This window comes from Streptomyces sp. NPDC001852 (genome assembly GCF_042891825.1).
GTDB lineage: Bacteria > Actinomycetota > Actinomycetes > Streptomycetales > Streptomycetaceae > Streptomyces.
Map to the genome: position 1 here is coordinate 66,676 of NZ_JBIATN010000038.1, position 14,750 is coordinate 81,425.

At 71.6% G+C, this 14,750-nt stretch carries 15 protein-coding genes, 1 tRNA gene and 3 pseudogenes; 11 read left to right on the forward strand and 8 right to left on the reverse strand.

What is annotated here, in order from left to right:
* Window positions 1-90 precede the first annotated feature (90 nt).
* Window positions 91-1,071: an Lrp/AsnC family transcriptional regulator gene (locus tag ACFYZB_RS41020; RefSeq protein ID WP_388767009.1), complete on the forward strand. Its 981-nt coding sequence runs from the start codon at window positions 91-93 to the stop codon at window positions 1,069-1,071.
* Window positions 1,072-1,077: 6 nt separating this feature from the next.
* Here ACFYZB_RS41020 and ACFYZB_RS41025 read toward each other — a convergent pair whose 3' ends face one another.
* The gene (locus ACFYZB_RS41025) at window positions 1,078-1,947 is read right to left on the reverse strand and encodes a LysR substrate-binding domain-containing protein (RefSeq protein ID WP_388767010.1); all 870 of its coding nucleotides are present in this window, start codon (window positions 1,945-1,947) and stop codon (window positions 1,078-1,080) included.
* 131 nt (window positions 1,948-2,078) lie between these two features.
* Here ACFYZB_RS41025 and ACFYZB_RS41030 point away from each other — a divergent pair, with 131 nt between their 5' ends.
* Window positions 2,079-3,122, forward strand: coding sequence for a bile acid:sodium symporter family protein (locus tag ACFYZB_RS41030; RefSeq protein ID WP_388767011.1), 1,044 nt, complete (start codon window positions 2,079-2,081; stop codon window positions 3,120-3,122).
* On the opposite strand, the gene ACFYZB_RS41035 is transcribed toward ACFYZB_RS41030, so the two are convergent.
* Together ACFYZB_RS41035 and ACFYZB_RS41040 are read right to left on the reverse strand one after the other, a co-directional pair.
* Window positions 3,072-4,949, reverse strand: a complete 1,878-nt coding sequence (locus ACFYZB_RS41035) for an exo-alpha-sialidase (RefSeq protein WP_388767012.1) — start codon at window positions 4,947-4,949, stop codon at window positions 3,072-3,074. The two genes, ACFYZB_RS41030 and ACFYZB_RS41035, sit on opposite strands and share 51 nt — an antisense overlap.
* A gap of 124 nt (window positions 4,950-5,073) precedes the next feature.
* A complete protein-coding gene (locus ACFYZB_RS41040; RefSeq protein ID WP_388767013.1) occupies window positions 5,074-5,991 on the reverse strand; it encodes a zinc-binding alcohol dehydrogenase family protein in 918 nt (305 codons plus the stop codon).
* A gap of 129 nt (window positions 5,992-6,120) precedes the next feature.
* Between ACFYZB_RS41040 and ACFYZB_RS41045 the strand changes: the two genes are divergently transcribed.
* Together ACFYZB_RS41045 and ACFYZB_RS41050 are read left to right on the forward strand one after the other, a co-directional pair.
* Entirely contained in the window at window positions 6,121-6,558 is a 438-nt protein-coding gene (locus ACFYZB_RS41045) for a MarR family transcriptional regulator (RefSeq protein WP_351212080.1), read from the forward strand.
* Window positions 6,559-6,577: 19 nt separating this feature from the next.
* Window positions 6,578-7,099, forward strand: coding sequence for an isochorismatase family protein (locus tag ACFYZB_RS41050; protein WP_351212082.1), 522 nt, complete (start codon window positions 6,578-6,580; stop codon window positions 7,097-7,099).
* A gap of 275 nt (window positions 7,100-7,374) precedes the next feature.
* On the opposite strand, the gene fdhD is transcribed toward ACFYZB_RS41050, so the two are convergent.
* The 4 genes and pseudogenes from fdhD to ACFYZB_RS41070 form a co-directional block, all read right to left on the reverse strand.
* Complete coding sequence (fdhD, locus tag ACFYZB_RS41055; protein ID WP_388767016.1) at window positions 7,375-8,223, reverse strand: formate dehydrogenase accessory sulfurtransferase FdhD; 849 nt, start codon at window positions 8,221-8,223, stop codon at window positions 7,375-7,377.
* Between the two features lie 7 nt (window positions 8,224-8,230).
* Window positions 8,231-8,635: pseudogene (locus ACFYZB_RS41060) on the reverse strand (4Fe-4S binding protein); the annotation flags it as partial.
* Window positions 8,632-8,944 (reverse strand): annotated as a pseudogene (locus ACFYZB_RS41065) (molybdopterin-dependent oxidoreductase); the annotation flags it as partial. The pseudogenes ACFYZB_RS41060 and ACFYZB_RS41065, both read right to left, overlap by 4 nt.
* A pseudogene (locus tag ACFYZB_RS41070) lies at window positions 8,911-9,391 on the reverse strand (ketopantoate reductase C-terminal domain-containing protein); the annotation flags it as partial. The pseudogenes ACFYZB_RS41065 and ACFYZB_RS41070, both read right to left, overlap by 34 nt.
* A gap of 179 nt (window positions 9,392-9,570) precedes the next feature.
* On the opposite strand from ACFYZB_RS41070, the gene ACFYZB_RS41075 reads away from it, so the two are divergent.
* The 4 genes from ACFYZB_RS41075 (at window position 9,571) to ACFYZB_RS41090 (ending at window position 12,905) form a co-directional block, all read left to right on the forward strand.
* Window positions 9,571-10,911 carry an OFA family MFS transporter gene (locus tag ACFYZB_RS41075; protein WP_388767017.1) on the forward strand — a complete coding sequence of 447 codons (1,341 nt, stop codon included), beginning with the start codon at window positions 9,571-9,573 and terminating at the stop codon, window positions 10,909-10,911.
* On the forward strand, window positions 10,886-11,014 hold the full coding sequence (locus ACFYZB_RS41080; RefSeq protein ID WP_351212088.1) for a hypothetical protein: 129 nt from the start codon (window positions 10,886-10,888) through the stop codon (window positions 11,012-11,014). The genes ACFYZB_RS41075 and ACFYZB_RS41080 overlap by 26 nt, the downstream gene beginning before the upstream one ends.
* A gap of 138 nt (window positions 11,015-11,152) precedes the next feature.
* Window positions 11,153-12,100, forward strand: coding sequence for a beta-ketoacyl-ACP synthase III (locus ACFYZB_RS41085; protein ID WP_351212090.1), 948 nt, complete (start codon window positions 11,153-11,155; stop codon window positions 12,098-12,100).
* A 127-nt stretch (window positions 12,101-12,227) separates the two neighbouring features.
* Window positions 12,228-12,905 carry a GntR family transcriptional regulator gene (locus ACFYZB_RS41090; protein WP_388767019.1) on the forward strand — a complete coding sequence of 226 codons (678 nt, stop codon included), beginning with the start codon at window positions 12,228-12,230 and terminating at the stop codon, window positions 12,903-12,905.
* Here ACFYZB_RS41090 and ACFYZB_RS41095 read toward each other — a convergent pair whose 3' ends face one another.
* Window positions 12,906-13,685 (reverse strand): low temperature requirement protein A, encoded by a 780-nt coding sequence (locus ACFYZB_RS41095; RefSeq protein WP_388767020.1) that lies wholly within the window; start codon window positions 13,683-13,685, stop codon window positions 12,906-12,908.
* Here ACFYZB_RS41095 and ACFYZB_RS41100 point away from each other — a divergent pair.
* The 3 genes from ACFYZB_RS41100 (at window position 13,668) to ACFYZB_RS41110 (ending at window position 14,644) form a co-directional block, all read left to right on the forward strand.
* A complete protein-coding gene (locus tag ACFYZB_RS41100) occupies window positions 13,668-13,925 on the forward strand; it encodes an aldehyde dehydrogenase family protein (protein ID WP_388767021.1) in 258 nt (85 codons plus the stop codon). The genes ACFYZB_RS41095 and ACFYZB_RS41100 overlap by 18 nt on opposite strands.
* A gap of 436 nt (window positions 13,926-14,361) precedes the next feature.
* Window positions 14,362-14,446: transfer RNA gene (locus ACFYZB_RS41105), tRNA-Leu, on the forward strand.
* 63 nt (window positions 14,447-14,509) lie between these two features.
* On the forward strand, window positions 14,510-14,644 hold the full coding sequence (locus tag ACFYZB_RS41110) for a hypothetical protein (RefSeq protein WP_388767022.1): 135 nt from the start codon (window positions 14,510-14,512) through the stop codon (window positions 14,642-14,644).
* Window positions 14,645-14,750 lie beyond the last annotated feature (106 nt).

Below are 14,750 nucleotides of genomic sequence, written 5' to 3' on the forward strand. Positions count from 1 at the left end.
ACGGCGTTCGATCGCTCCGTACGATGGCCCCGGCACGGCCGATCGGATGTGTGCACCGCACAGAAACGGCAGAATCCGACAGGAGAGGGCATGCTGGAGATGGAATCCGACATACTCGACCGACTCGACCTGCAGCTGTTGTCCGCGCTGGAGGTCGACGCCCGGGCCTCCTTCAGCCGCATCGCTTCCGTGCTCGGCGTCTCCGACCAGACCATCGCGCGCCGCTACCGGCGCCTGTGCGCGGAAGGAGGCCTGCGCGTGGTCGCCGTGCGGGACGGCTACGTGCTGGGCCAGGACCAGTGGATGCTGCGGATCCGCTGCGCGCCGGACGGCGCCCTGGCCATCGCGGAGGCTCTCGCCAAGCGCCCCGACACCTCCTGGATCGGCCTCGCCTCGGGCGGCACCGAGGTGCTGTGCGTGACCCGGCCGCGCCATCCGGGCGACCACGACGACCTGCTGCTCGGCAAACTGCCGCGCACCCCGAGCGTGGTCGAGATCCGCGCCCAGCAGCTCCTGCACCGCTTCTACGGTGGTGCCGCCGGCTGGATCAGCAAGTTCGGCGCCCTCACCGACGAGCAGATCGCCGCCCTGCGCCCCGCCTTCGAAGCCGTCCCCGGACCGCCACGCCTCGAGCCCGAGGACGAACCCCTGCTGGCGGTGCTGCAGCGCGACGGCCGCGCCTCGTACCCGCGACTGCAGCGGGCGACGGGCCGCTCCGAGTCCTCGCTCAAGCGCCGGCTGGCGCTGTTGCGCGCCTCCGGGGCGGTGTACCTCGACACCGAGTACCAGACGGAGATACTCGGCCACCCCGTCGCCGCCATCCTGTGGATCACCGCCGCCCCGGCCGCTCTGCACTCCGTCGGCGAGGCGCTGGCCAGGCACGAGGAGACGGCCTGGGTCTCCGCGACGGCCGGACCGTCCAACCTCGTCGTCACCGCGCTGGCCCGCAGCACCGCCGGTCTCTACGCCTACCTCAGCGGTCCCCTCGGGCAGCTGGAGGGAGTGCAGCACGTGGAGACCACGCCGTTCCTGCGCCGGGTCAAACAGCTGACGTACCCGGTGCCCCGCTGACGGCTCTCAGCCGCCCCGCCGCCGCAGCCGCTCCCCGCCCGCCAGGACCGCCGTGGCCAGCGCGTTCGCCGCGTCCTCCGCCGTGCCCCGGCGCCGGCCGTGGACGAGGACGAAGTCGACCTTGCCCAGGTCGGGCAGCCCGGCACGGTCCGGCAGACGGAAGAGACCGGGCGGGATCAGGCGCCGGGAGTGGGCCATCACGCCGAGCCCGGCGCGGGCCGCCGCGATCAGTCCGTTGAGGCTGCCGCTGGTGCACACGATCCGCCAGTCGCGGCCCTCGCGCTCCAGCGCCCGCAGCGCGCGGGCCCGGGTGATGCCGGGCGGCGGGTACACGATCAGCGGGACGGGCCGGTCCGCGTCCAGGCGCAGCCGCTCGGCGCCGATCCACACCAGGTCGTCGCGCCAGACCAGTTCGCCCCGGGGATCCTCCGGGCGCCGCTTGGCCAGCACCAGGTCCAGTTTCCCGGCGGCCAGCTGCTCGTGCAGGGTGCCGGACAGCTCCACGGTGAGCTCCAGGTCGACCTCCGGGTGGTCGTAGCGGAAGCCCTCCAGGATCTCCGGCAGCCTCGTGAGCACGAAGTCCTCGGACGCGCCGAACCGCAGCCGGCCGCGCACCCGGGTGCCGGTGAAGAACGCCGTCGCCTGCTCGTGGACCTGCAGGATCCGGCGCGCGAAGCCCAGCATCGCCTCGCCGTCCTCGGTCAGCTCCACCGCATGGGTGTCCCGGGTGAACAGCTGCCGCCCGGTCGCGTCCTCCAGCCGGCGCACATGCTGGCTGACCGTGGACTGGCGCAGCCCCAGCCGGCGCGCGGCCTGCGTGAAGCTCAGCGTCTGGGCCACGGCGAGGAAGGTGCGCAGCTGCGTCGGGTCGTACACGCCTGCCAGGCTATCTGGCCATCGTGAAACGTGATGTCAGTCAGAGTGGTATGCGGGATTCCCGATCGGTGTGCCGTGGAGGACGATGGAGGAGGCCCTTGCGGGCCCGCGAACGAACGGAACGGAGCACTGTGAAACGCCTGTCCTGGCCGGGTTGGATACCGGTCGACCCGTACATCGTGCTGCTGATCGGGACGGTGGGCCTCGCGGCGTTGTTCCCGGCCCACGGCACCGCCGCGCATGTCGCCTCCGGTGCCTCCACGGCCGCGATCGCCTTCCTCTTCTTCCTTTACGGCGCCCGGCTCTCCACGAAGGAGGCGGTGGACGGACTGCGCCACTGGCGGCTCCACGTCACCGTGCTGGTCTGCACGTTCGTCCTCTTCCCGGTGTTCGGGCTGGCGGCGCGCGCCCTGGTGCCCGTGCTGCTGACCCAGCCGCTCTACCAGGGACTGCTGTTCCTGACACTCGTGCCGTCCACGATCCAGTCGTCCATCGCGTTCACCTCGATCGCCCGCGGAAACGTGCCCGCGGCGATCTGCGCGGGCTCCTTCTCCTCTCTCGTCGGCATCGTCCTGACCCCGCTGCTGGCGGCCGGGCTGCTCGGCAGCAGCGGCGGGGGGTTCTCCGCCGACTCTCTGGTCAAGATCGTGCTCCAGCTGCTGGTGCCGTTCGTCGCCGGGCAGGTGCTGCGGCGCTGGATCGGGGGCTTCGTCGCCCGGCACAAGAAGGTCCTCGGACTGGTCGACCGCGGCTCGATCCTGCTGGTCGTCTACACCGCCTTCAGCGAGGGCATGGTCCGGGGCATCTGGCACCAGGTCAGCCCCGCCCGGCTCGGCGGGCTCCTCGCCGTCGAGGCCGTGCTGCTCGCCGTGATGCTCCTGCTGAGTTGGTACGGCGGCAGGGCGCTCGGCTTCGGCCGGGAGGACCGGATCGCCATCCAGTTCGCCGGCTCGAAGAAGTCCCTGGCCTCCGGGCTGCCCATGGCCAGTGTCCTGTTCGGCGCCCACGCCTCCCTCGCCGTGCTGCCGCTGATGCTGTTCCACCAGATGCAGCTGATGGTGTGCGCGGTCATCGCCAAGCGCCGGGCCCGGGACCCGCAGGAGGCCCCGGGCGTCGTCGGCGGGTCAGCGGCTCACCTGGTCGAGGGGCAGCCACAGGACCGTGTCCTTCGGTGACCTGAGCGCCCTGGGGTCCGACAGCTCCTCGTCGGTGAGGGCCCGGTCCCAGACGTGGACCTCGTCGAGGGCGCCGGTGAAGAAGGCCCGGCTGTCCATGCGCTGACCGATGTGCACGCCGAAGGGGGAGTTGCGGCTGACCGAACCCGGTATGTCGGCGACGGACGACGGCACACCGTCGACGAACAAGGCCAGCCGCCCTCCGCCCCGGCGCAGCACGAGGTGATGCCACTGGCCGTCGTTGTATGCGGTGTCCGTGCGCACGTACGCGGTCTGGGGCGCGTTCGCCCCGTCCCGTACCGTGATCAGCCCCTGGATACGGTTGTTCGCGGGCTCCCCGCGCACCCACACCTGCGGCTGGGTGGTGCCGACCCCGCCCATCCACAGCAGGGGCTGCTCCCCGGTCGTGGCCGTGTACCGGAACCACAGGGACGCCGTGAAGTCCTTCGTCCCCAGGGGCAGTTCCGTGCGGAAGGGCAGGCGTACGGCGTCGTCGGTGCCGTCGAACCGCAGCGCGCCCCCGAAGACCCCGGCCGTCTCCTCGGCGCCGCCGAGCACGGCGGCCGGGCGGGCGTGCGGGGCGAGGTCGGCGGTGACCGGGTCGGGGCCGCGGCGCGGGTCGAGCCAGTCCTCGGTGAACCGGGCGAAGCGGATCTCGTCGCGCGCGTCCACCGCGCCGCCCTCGTAGACCAGGCCCACCGTGTCCGCGCCGAGGCGAGCCATGTCGGAATAGCCGGACCAGTCCGTGGTGACGACCGTGCCGCGGTCCACACTGTCCCAGGTGTGGCCGCCGTCGTAGGAGGAGCGGATCATCATCGTGCGCCGCCGGTCGGGGTCGCCGGGGCAGGCGAGCAGCACGCGGTCGCCCAGGCGCAGCAGCGAACCCTCCACCTGCGGGGCGTACAGGTCCGGCAGGTCGTGGAAGGGCGCGGTGAAGCTGCCCCCGCCGTCGCGGCTGACGGCCTGAGTGCGGTGGCCCAGGTCGGTGCCGTCCTGTTCCCTGCCGCTGACCAGGATGGAGCCGTCACCGCGCTCGGCGAGGGCCAGTTCGGACGGCTTCTGCCGGAAGGTGCCGTCGTCGGCGATGGGCCAGGTGTCGGTGGCGCCGATCCGCCAGTGGCCGCCGTGGTCGTCGCTGACGATCAGCGCCGCGTGGTTGGCGGTGACCCGGGTGCCGTCCCAGGTCTCGGTGTTGACCCCGAAGACCAGCCGGCCCGCGTACCTGCCCTTGGTGAGCTGGATACCGTGTACCGGCCCGGTCGCGTACCAGGAGTTCCAGTCGGCGGCCAGGATCTCCGGGCTCAGGTCGCGCGGCACCGACCAGGTCCGGCCGTCGTCGTCGCTGTACTGCAGGTGCGGGGTGCGGTCGCAGGGGATCGAACAACTGGCGCTGTCGGTACGGCCGGTGTTGTACGTCTCCGCGAGCCAGACCCGGCCCGTTGCGCGGTCCACGATCGGCGCGGGGTTGCCGTGCGTGTCGCCGCCGCCGTCGTTGACCACCCGCAGCGGGCCCCAGGTGCGGCCGCCGTCGGTGGAGCGCTTGAGCACGATGTCGATGTCGGCGGCGTCCCCGCAGTTGAGGACCCGGCCCTCGGCGAACGCCAGCAGCGTGCCGTCGGTCGTCCGCACGATCGCCGGTATGCGGAAGCAGGCGTAGCCGGGGTCCTGGGAGGCCTTGAACAGGACCTGTTGCGCGAACTCGGGGTCGGCTGCGGGAGATCGGGCGTGTGCCGGGTGGGGGGTTGCGAGCGGCACCAGGAGCAGCGCCGCCGTGGTGAGGGCGGTGACGAGTACGGCTCTGAGACGGGCGCGTAGGCCTGACGGCATGGTGCGACCTTGCCCTTCGTCGGAGGACATCCGGACATCCCATGTCCAACGTGCGCCCCGTCGAAGGTAGTTGGGGCCAGGTCGCCTCACAAGAAGCGTGCAGCACAAGGAGCGCGTACGGGGGCTACGGGCGCAGCACCACCTTGCCGAGGTTGGCCCGCCGCTCGATCGTCTCGTGCGCCTTCGCCGCGTCCTCCAGCGCGAACTCGGCGTGCACGGCGGGCTTCAGGGCGCCTTCGGCGAACAGCCGCCACAGCTCCCGGCGCCACTGCTCGTACAGGTCCGGCCGGCCGCGGGCGATCAGGGCCATCTGGAACCCGATCACCGACTTGGCACCGACCAGCAGGTCGTACGCCTGGATGGTGCCGCCGCCCGAGCTGTAGGCGACGAGGCGGCCGTGCGGGGCCAGGGCGGCGAGGGCGGGGGTGAGCAGGTCGCCGCCGACGGCGTCCAGTACACAGTCGACGGGGTCCCCCCAGCTGTCGTCGCCGTACCGAATGCAGTCGTCCGCGCCGAGCGAGCGGACGAAGTCCGCCTTCCCCGGGTCGGACACGGCGCCCACCACTCGTCCCGCACCCCGCGCCCGTGCCAGTTGCACGGCGAGGTGGCCGATCCCGCTGGCCGCCGCCGTGACGAGGACCGCCTCGCCCGGTGCCTGCCGCGCCGCCTCCAGTGCCCCGTACGCCACCAGGCCGCTGCGCACCAGCGCGATCGCGTCCACGGCATCGGCGCCGTCCGGGACGGGGGAGGTCATGGCCTCGTGCAGCAGGGCGAAGTCGGCGTACCCGTGCCCGAAGCACATCCCCGTCACCTGCTCGCCCGGCCGGAAGCGGGTCACGCCCTCGCCGACCGCCACCACCTCGCCGGCGATCTCGCCGCCCAGTGCGATCGGTTCGGCGGCCTCGGTGACCTTGCGGACCACGGGCAGGGTGACGCCGATCGCGGCGCAGCGCACCAGCAGTTCCCCGGGGCCGGGCTCGGGGACCGCAGCCTCCTCCAGGAACAGCGGTCCGCCGGTGGATTCGTATCGGACGCGACGCATCGCACACACCTCCGGGGCCGGGTACGCCCGGCACGTCGATCGTTGGGAACACCCATGAACTCGTTGGGAGCCCCAACGGTAGTCGAGTTTCATTGGGAGGTCCAACGGTTTCTCGGATAGGCTGCCGGCATGGCCGACGCACCCCTGCCCGCGATCCGCTCCCTGCCCAGCTGGCACCTCGGCCGAGCCGCCGCCCGGGGCCGTTCCCTGGTCGCCGGCGCGCTGGCGGCCGAGGGCCAGAAGATGTGGCACCACGTGGTCCTGTCCGCCGTCCGCGACCTCCAGCCCGTCGCCCAGGCTGACCTCGGCCGCAGCGTGGGCCTGGACCCCAAGGACCTGGTCGGCGTGCTCAACGACCTGCAGTCCGCCGGCCATGTCCTGCGCGCCCCCGACCCCAGGGACCGGCGCAAGAACGCCGTGTCCCTCACCGACGACGGCGCCCGCCTCCTGGTGCGTTGCGAGAAGGCGGCCCGCGAGGCCAACGACGAGCTGCTCGCCCCGCTGTCCGCCGCCGAACGCGATCAGTTCATGGGCCTGTTGATCCGGATTTCCGGCACGGACGGCTGACGGCGGCTAACGTTCCGTCATGACCGCAGCTTCCGTCCTCGACCCGCAGCGCACCGCCCTGGTCCTCGTCGACCTGATGGAACGCATCGTCGCGCTGCCGCTGGAACCCCGCAAAGGCACCGAAGTGCTGGCCACCGCCGAAGAGCTGGCGCAGACCTTCCGCACCGCCGGAGCACCCGTCGTCCTCGTCCGGGTCGAACGCCCCTCGCTCGCCGAACAGCCGCCCGGCAGCGGACTCGTGCCCGGTCTCGCCAGGCACGGCGACCTGGAGGTGGTCAAGCGGACCATCGGCGCCTTCCAGGGCACCGGCCTGGACGAGCGGCTGCGCGAACGCGGCGTCACCACGCTGGTGTTCGGCGGCATCGCCACCAACCTCGGCGTCGAGTCCACCGCCCGCGCCGCCGCTGACCTCGGCTACGACCTCGTCTTCGTCGAGGACGCCATGGCGGCCTTGACCGCCGCCGAGCACGAGGCGTCCGTCCGGCTGGACTTCCCGAGACTGGGTACGGTGACGAGGTCGGCCGAGGTGAGCTTCAGCTGACAGCACCGTCAGCCCGACCGGCCCGCCCCGGCCGACGTGCGAGCCCACCAAGGCCGGCTGTCCGTACGCGCCGGCCGCGAAGAGAGCCGTAGGGGGCGTGCCGGTGTCGAGGGGCCCGATCGTGCTCAACGCTTCGCGCCTGCGCGCGTTCGGGCCCCTCGACACCGGCTGAGGCGCCCCCGGAGGCGAACGAAGCAAAAGGAGGGGCGGGACCCGGCGGCGCAGGGGGCGCTCCCGGCCGGACGGGCCCCGCCGTCGTGCTGCGGGGAGGGAGCTCAGCCCTGGGCGGCCGCCTCACGTAGGGCGATGCGGTCCTCGCCCGCGTACACGTTCATCGAGCTGCCCCGCAGGAAACCCACCAGCGTCAGACCCGCCTCGGCGGCCAGGTCCACCGCCAGCGAGGACGGCGCCGACACGGCCGCCAGCACCGGGATGCCCGCCATCACCGCCTTCTGCGCCAGCTCGAACGAGGCCCGCCCGGAGACCAGCAGGATCGCCCGCGACAGCGGCAGGTCGCCGTGCTGCAGCGCCCGCCCGACCAGTTTGTCGACCGCATTGTGCCGGCCCACGTCCTCCCGTACGTCCAGCAGCTCGCCGCCCTCGCTGAACAGCGCCGCCGCATGCAGGCCCCCGGTCCGGTCGAACACCCGCTGGGCCGCCCGCAGCCGGTCGGGGAGGCTCGCCAGCAGCTCCGGGGCGACCCGGACCGGGGGAGTGTCGGCGATCGGGAAGCGCGCGGTGGTGCGTACGGCGTCCAGGCTGGCCTTGCCGCACAGTCCGCACGAGGAGGAGGTGTAGACGTTCCGCTCCAGGGTGAAGTCCGGCAGGGCGACGCCGGGCGCGGTCTTCACGTCGACCACGTTGTAGGTGTTCGAGCCGTCCTCGATCGCCCCCGCGCAGTAGACGATGTTCTGCAGATCGTCTGCAGTCGCCAGTACGCCCTCGCTCACCAGGAAACCCGCGGCCAGCGCGAAGTCGTCTCCCGGGGTGCGCATGGTGATCGCGAGCGGTTTGCCGTTCAGGCGGATCTCCAGGGGTTCCTCGGCGACGAGTGTGTCCGGCCGGGTGGAGAGCGCCCCGTCCCGGATGCGGAGGACCTTGCGTCGTTCCGTGACTCGTCCCATGTCCTGATCAGCCCCGGTTCTGTACGTGCTGGTAGCCGAAACGGCCCTTGATGCAGAGGTTGCCGTGGGTCACCGGGTTGTCGTGCGGCGAGGTGACCTTGACGATCTCATTGTCCTGCACGTGGAGCGTGAGGGTGCAGCCCACTCCGCAGTAGGCGCACACCGTGGACGTTCGCGTCTGCCGGGACTCGTCCCAGGTGCCCGCCGCCCGCATGTCGAACTCGGTCTTCGGCGCGAGCGCCCCGGTCGGGCACACCTCGACGCAGTTCCCGCAGTACACGCACGCCGAGTCGGTGAGCGGGGCGTCGTGCTCGACGGCGATCCGCGCGCCGAAACCGTGCCCGGCGACCGAGATGGCGAAGGTGTTCTGCCACTGGTCGCCGCAGGCGTCGACGAACTTGCAGCACAGGACGTGCCGCCACCCGAGCCGAACGCCGCCGACAGGCCCGCGACACTCGGCGCGTGACAGGTCCGGTTGCAGGAGTCGACGTTGTGGGTGCCCATGACGACCCGGACGAACTTCTGCGCCACCTAGTTCGTCGTTCGTCTCGTTGGTGGCGCGGGAGCAGGAGAACATCCCGTGTGCGCCCTTGTCGCGTTCCAGGCCCCGGGCCGCCCGGTCCAGCGCCTCCTCCCAGCTCGCCCGGCGGAAGGGTGCGTCGCGGCTGTCCCGGACCAGCGGGTGGGTCAGCCGGGTGTAGGTCTTCGGTTGCCGTTTCCTCGTGCGGCGCTCCTCAGCGCGAGCAGGTCCGAGATGGCGTGCACGGTGCGCAGCGCGGGCACCTCGACGCCGGTGATCTCCGCTGGTTCGACGACGGCCGCGAGCAGCACGTCCAGCTCCAGCGGCTTGCCGCGTTCCAGGTCCTGAAGGGAAGAGGTGCGGTGGTCGCCGACGCGTTCGGCGCCCGCGAGCCGGCGTTCGACGCAGACGCCGGCTGTGCAGCCGAGGGCCTCGGCGACCGCGAGCGTCTCGCGCATCATGGTCTCGATGCCCTGGCGGGTGCCGCCGTGCAGGCACATCTGCCGCATGGTGGCGCGGGCGAGCGCGCTGATCGGGTCGAAGGAGATGTTCCCCCGCAGCTTGACCCAGATGCCCCCGCGCAGGGTCACGCTCCACCGGGCACCTCAGCCCGCCGGTCCGCATGACCTCGCTGAGGTCCAGACAGCGCGCGGTGGGCGCCGATGGCGCCGGCGCCGAGAACTGCATACTCGCGTCGGCCCCTCTCCCCGACACTTCCGCGGCATGGGTTCGCACGGCGACCGTTGAACGCGTCCCGGATACCGTTCACCGCATACGGTCGACCGCGGCCTTCTCAACTCCCGCTCCCCGACCTACCGTCCGCGGGCATGAGCAGCCCCCCTCTCGCACCCCCGGGCTGGAGCCGCTGGCTCGTCCCGCCCGCCGCCCTCTCCGTCCATCTGTCCATCGGGCAGGCCTACGCGTGGAGTGTGTTCAAGCCGCCGCTGGAGTCCGCGCTCCACCTCGACGGCACGCAGAGCGCGTTGCCCTTCCAACTGGCGATCGTGATGCTCGGTCTGTCCGCCGCGTTCGGCGGCACCCTCGTCGAACGCAACGGGCCCCGCTGGGCCATGACCGTGGCCCTCGTCTGCTTCTCCTCCGGCTTCCTGATCTCCGCGCTCGGCGCCCAGACGAGGCAGTACTGGCTGATCGTCCTCGGCTACGGCTTCGTCGGCGGGATCGGGCTCGGCATCGGCTACATCTCGCCCGTCTCCACGCTGATCAAGTGGTTCCCGGACCGGCCCGGCATGGCCACAGGCATCGCCATCATGGGCTTCGGCGGCGGCGCGCTGATCGCCTCGCCCTGGTCCGCGCAGATGCTCTCCTCCTTCGGCACCGGCCACTCCGGGATCGCCCTCGCGTTCCTGGTGCACGGGCTGTCGTACGCCATCTTCATGGCGCTCGGCGTGCTGCTCGTGCGCGTGCCGCGCGCGGATACTCCCGCGACGAGCGCGAGCGCGAACGGGCCGCGTGTCGTCGACGGCGTGCAGGTGTCCGCCCGCAGCGCGGTGCGCACCCCGCAGTTCTGGCTGCTGTGGATCGTGCTGTGCACGAACGTGACCGCCGGCATCGGCATCCTGGAGAAGGCCGCCCCGATGATCACGGACTTCTTCGCCGACAGCTCCACCCCGGTGTCGGCCTCGGCGGCCGCCGGTTTCGTCGCCCTGCTGTCGGCGGCCAACATGGCCGGCCGGATCGGCTGGTCGTCCGCCTCCGACCGGATCGGCCGCAAGAACATCTACCGCTGCTACCTCGGCGTCGGCGCGCTGATGTACCTGCTCATCGCCCTGTTCGGGGACTCGGCGAAGCCGCTGTTCGTGCTCTGCGCCCTGGTGATCCTCTCCTTCTACGGTGGCGGATTCGCGACGGTCCCCGCCTATCTGAAGGACCTCTTCGGCACCTACCAGGTCGGCGCCATCCACGGCCGCCTGCTCACGGCCTGGTCCACCGCGGGCGTCCTGGGGCCGCTGATCGTCAACTGGATCGCGGACCGCCAGAAGGAGGCCGGGAAACACGGCCCGGCGCTGTACGGGCTGTCGTTCGGCATCATGATCGGCCTGCTCGTCGTCGGCTTCGTCGCCAACGAACTCGTCCGTCCCGTCCACGCCCGCCATCACATCCCCGCCCCGAGGGAGGCCGCCGATGCCCAGCGACAGCAGCCCGCCTAGCCGGCGGGGCCTGATCACCCTCGCCTGGCTGTGGGTGGGGGCGCCCCTCGCCTACGGGGTGTACGAACTCGTACAGAAGGCGACACAGCTGTTCACCAGGTGACTGCTCGGGCGTCCGAGGGCCTGAGGGAAGCCGACAACTCGGACGCCCGATTCCTGTGGCTTCACCTGCCCTCGTACCCGTGGGTCACTGATCAGACTGGTGGATCCCGCAACCCACGGCCACGAGGGGACTCCCGCCATGAACGGCTCGCGCATCGCCGCCATCGGTCACTACCAGCCCGCCCGGGTGCTCACCAACGAGGACCTGGCCGAGCTGGTCGACACGAGTGACGAGTGGATCCGCAGCCGGGTAGGCATCCGCACCCGGCACATCGCCGGACCCGACGAGCCGGTGGACGAGCTGGCCGCGCACGCCGCCGCCAAGGCCCTCGCCGCCGCAGGCACGGCCCCCGGCGACATCGACCTGGTCCTGGTCGCGACCTCCACGGCGATCGACCGTTCCCCGAACACCGCCGCCCGGGTCGCGGCCCGGCTCGGCATCCCGCAGCCCGCCGCGATGGACGTCAACGTGGTGTGCGCGGGGTTCACCCACGCGCTGGCCACCGCGGACCACACTGTCCGGGCCGGTGCCGCCTCCCGTGCACTGGTCATCGGTGCCGACAAGATGTCCGACGTCACCGACTGGAGCGACCGCACCACCTGTGTCCTGGTCGGCGACGGCGCCGGGGCCGCCGTCGTCGAGGCCTGCCCGCCGGGTCAGGAGCCGGGGATCGGGCCGGTGCTGTGGGGATCGGTGCCCGACATGGGGCACGCCGTGCGGATCGAGGGCACCCCGCCGCGGTTCGCGCAGGAGGGGCAGAGCGTCTACCGCTGGGCCACCACCCAGCTGCCGGCCATCGCCCGCAGCGCCTGCGAACGGGCCGGCCTGGCACCCGAGGAGCTCGCCGGGGTCGTGCTGCACCAGGCCAACCTGCGCATCATCGAACCGCTGGCCGAGAAGCTCGGCGCGGTCAACGCCGTGGTCGCCCGCGACGTCACCGAATCCGGCAACACCTCGGCCGCCAGCATCCCACTTGCCTTCTCCAAGCTGATCGAGCAGGGGGAGCTCCGGTCCGGCGACCCCGTGCTGCTGTTCGGCTTCGGCGGCAACCTGTCGTACGCCGGGCAGGTCGTACGCTGCCCGTGAGGGCCGGACGAACGGTGAAGCCGGCGCATACAGGCCTGGATTGTGTGCACCGTAGACTGTAGACAAAAGACAATCGGTACTGGCGTCCAGCGCCCACGCGCAGAACTGCCCAGGAGGGGGACCGTAGATGTTGTCGACCGGACTGCCGCATGGGGCCGTGCCCAGGCTGGACCGCCCCGGACCCCTGCGCGACCGCGTCTACGAAGCACTGCTGGAGCTCATCACCACCCGCGCGCTGCAGCCCGGCCAGCATCTGGTCGAGAGCGAGCTCGCCGGACACCTCGGCGTCTCCCGGCAGCCGGTGCGCGAGGCGCTGCAGCGGCTCAACACCGAGGGCTGGGTCGATCTGCGGCCCGCGCAGGGGGCGTTCGTGCACGAGCCGACCGAGGAGGAGGCCGACCAGCTCCTCACGGTCCGCACCCTGCTGGAGGCGGAGGCGGCCCGGCTGGCCGCCCTCCACGCCGACGCCTCGGGGATCGGCGCCCTGGAGGAGCTGTGCGCCGAAGGGGAGAAGGCCGTCGCCGCCGACGACGTGGACCGCGCCGTCGCCCTCAACGCCGCCTTCCACGCCAAGGTCATGGACCTGGCAGGCAACGCGGTCCTCGCCGAACTCGCCGCCCAGGTGGACCGCCGGGTCCGCTGGTACTACACCCCGGTGGCCCGGCAGCGCGGGCGCCAGTCGTGGATCGAACACCGGGAGCTGATAACCGCGATCGCCGACCGCGACGACGAGCGGGCCGCCTACCTGATGCGGTACCACACCGAATACACCCGCCGCACCTACCACGAGCGCAACACGTCCTGATCACACGGGTTCGTCTCCCGGACGGCCTGATCGCACGGGTGCGTCTTCCGGCCGGGCCGCCGCGCACGACCGGGCCTCCACCGCCAGCATCGCCGCCAACGCGGCCATCAGCAGCAGTAGTTCACCGTAGACCGGCAGGTGGATGCCAGCCGCGCTGCCGGCCAGGGCGAACGCGACTCCGGCCGCCCGGAAGCGGACCGGCCGCAGCCGCCGGGCCGTACGGAAGGCCACGTCGCCCACGAGGAACAGGGCCACTCCACCCGCGCGCGCCAGGGCCGCTCCCGGCTGAGGGTGCTGGGCCAGATGTCCGAGGGTCTTCTTGATGCCCGCGGCGAGGTAGGCGATGCCGAGCAGCATCGGCAGGAAGGCGTAGTAGTAGGCGTTCATCGCAAGCCGCCAGCGGGCCGGGGCGGGCGTCGCGCGGAACGCGGCCTCGGCCCCCTCCTCGTCCCGCACGAAGTACATCCACCACAGCGCGACCGACAGGGCCAGCGCCAGGAATGCGCCGCAGAACAGGCCGGGGGTGAGCGGAAGATCACCGATCCCGACACCGATGGAGACCACGGACTCGCCGAAGGCGATGATCAGCAGCAGTCCGTGCCGCTCCACGAAGTGCGTGCACGTCCCACTGCCCGAACGGCGGGCGCGGATCACCGCGACCCTGGACGCTCGCCGCACACCGCGAGCTGCTCGCCCTGCTGCTGGTCTGGGAGATCGGCAAGCTCTGGCGATCGCCAAGACCCCGACCGACGACGGTGTGGCATGCCTCACCCTGGCCATGGCGCTGGCCGCCCGCGAGGGGGTGCTGGTCACGCTGGTCGGCGCAGCGACCGTGAGCTGAACCAGGCACTGGTGCGAGCGCCGGAGATCGGCTGCGTCTCCTTCGTCGGCGGCCGGGACACCGGAGCCGACGTCGCCACGGCGGTCGCCGGCCTCGGCAAACGGCACATCCTGGAACAGGAGGGCCTGACACCTGGGGCATCTGGGGCTTCTCGGGCTGGGAGCGGCTCACCGCCGTGATCCCCAAGCTCTTCGACTACGGAAAACAGCGCTGCACCTCTTACCCGCGTTTCGTGGTGCAGCGCTCCCTGTTCGACGCGCTCCTGGACCGGCCACGGCGTCCCTCGCTCCCGGGGCGACCGCGACGAGGCTCCTCGGCGGCTCCGGCGCCTCCTGGCGCGGTGCCTTCGTAGGCGGCGACCTCCTGATCCGCGCCGTGACCGGCGGGCGGGTGGGGGAGCGGCTGCCCGGGAACTTCCCGGACTACCAGGTCATGCCGCAACGTTCACGTTCTGTACGCAACCTCATCCATTCCGTACACGCCCCCGCCCGGGCGGCCCCGCTCGTCCCGGGCCGCCCCCACGGGACGGATACGCAGGTGAAACGCACTCCGAAACCTTGGTATTGTTGTCCCTGTCGCCACGGGGAACACCCCCGGCAGGGCGACAAACACCTAGTCCGGGTGGCGGAATGGCAGACGCGCTAGCTTGAGGTGCTAGTGCCCTTTATCGGGCGTGGGGGTTCAAGTCCCCCCTCGGACACAACGACAATGATTGACGATACGGAGACGAGGGCCTCGACCTTACGGTCGCGGTCCTCGTTGCGTGTTCGTAGCTGATGGTGATGCCCAGGGCCTCGTAGAGCGGACCTTTCTTCTCGGCGGCGGCGATCTGGATGCGCTGTGCAATATCTCCAAGACTCTCAGTGATATGCCGGATCTGTCGCGCGTCGAGCGGTGATTGCTTCTTCTGGGGGGTGCCTCTATGTCCTTCGTCAAGGCTGAGTGGTCATGCGGTGGCTGCTTCGGGGGTGCGTGGTTCGTAGAAGGTGCCGTCGCGGAGCATG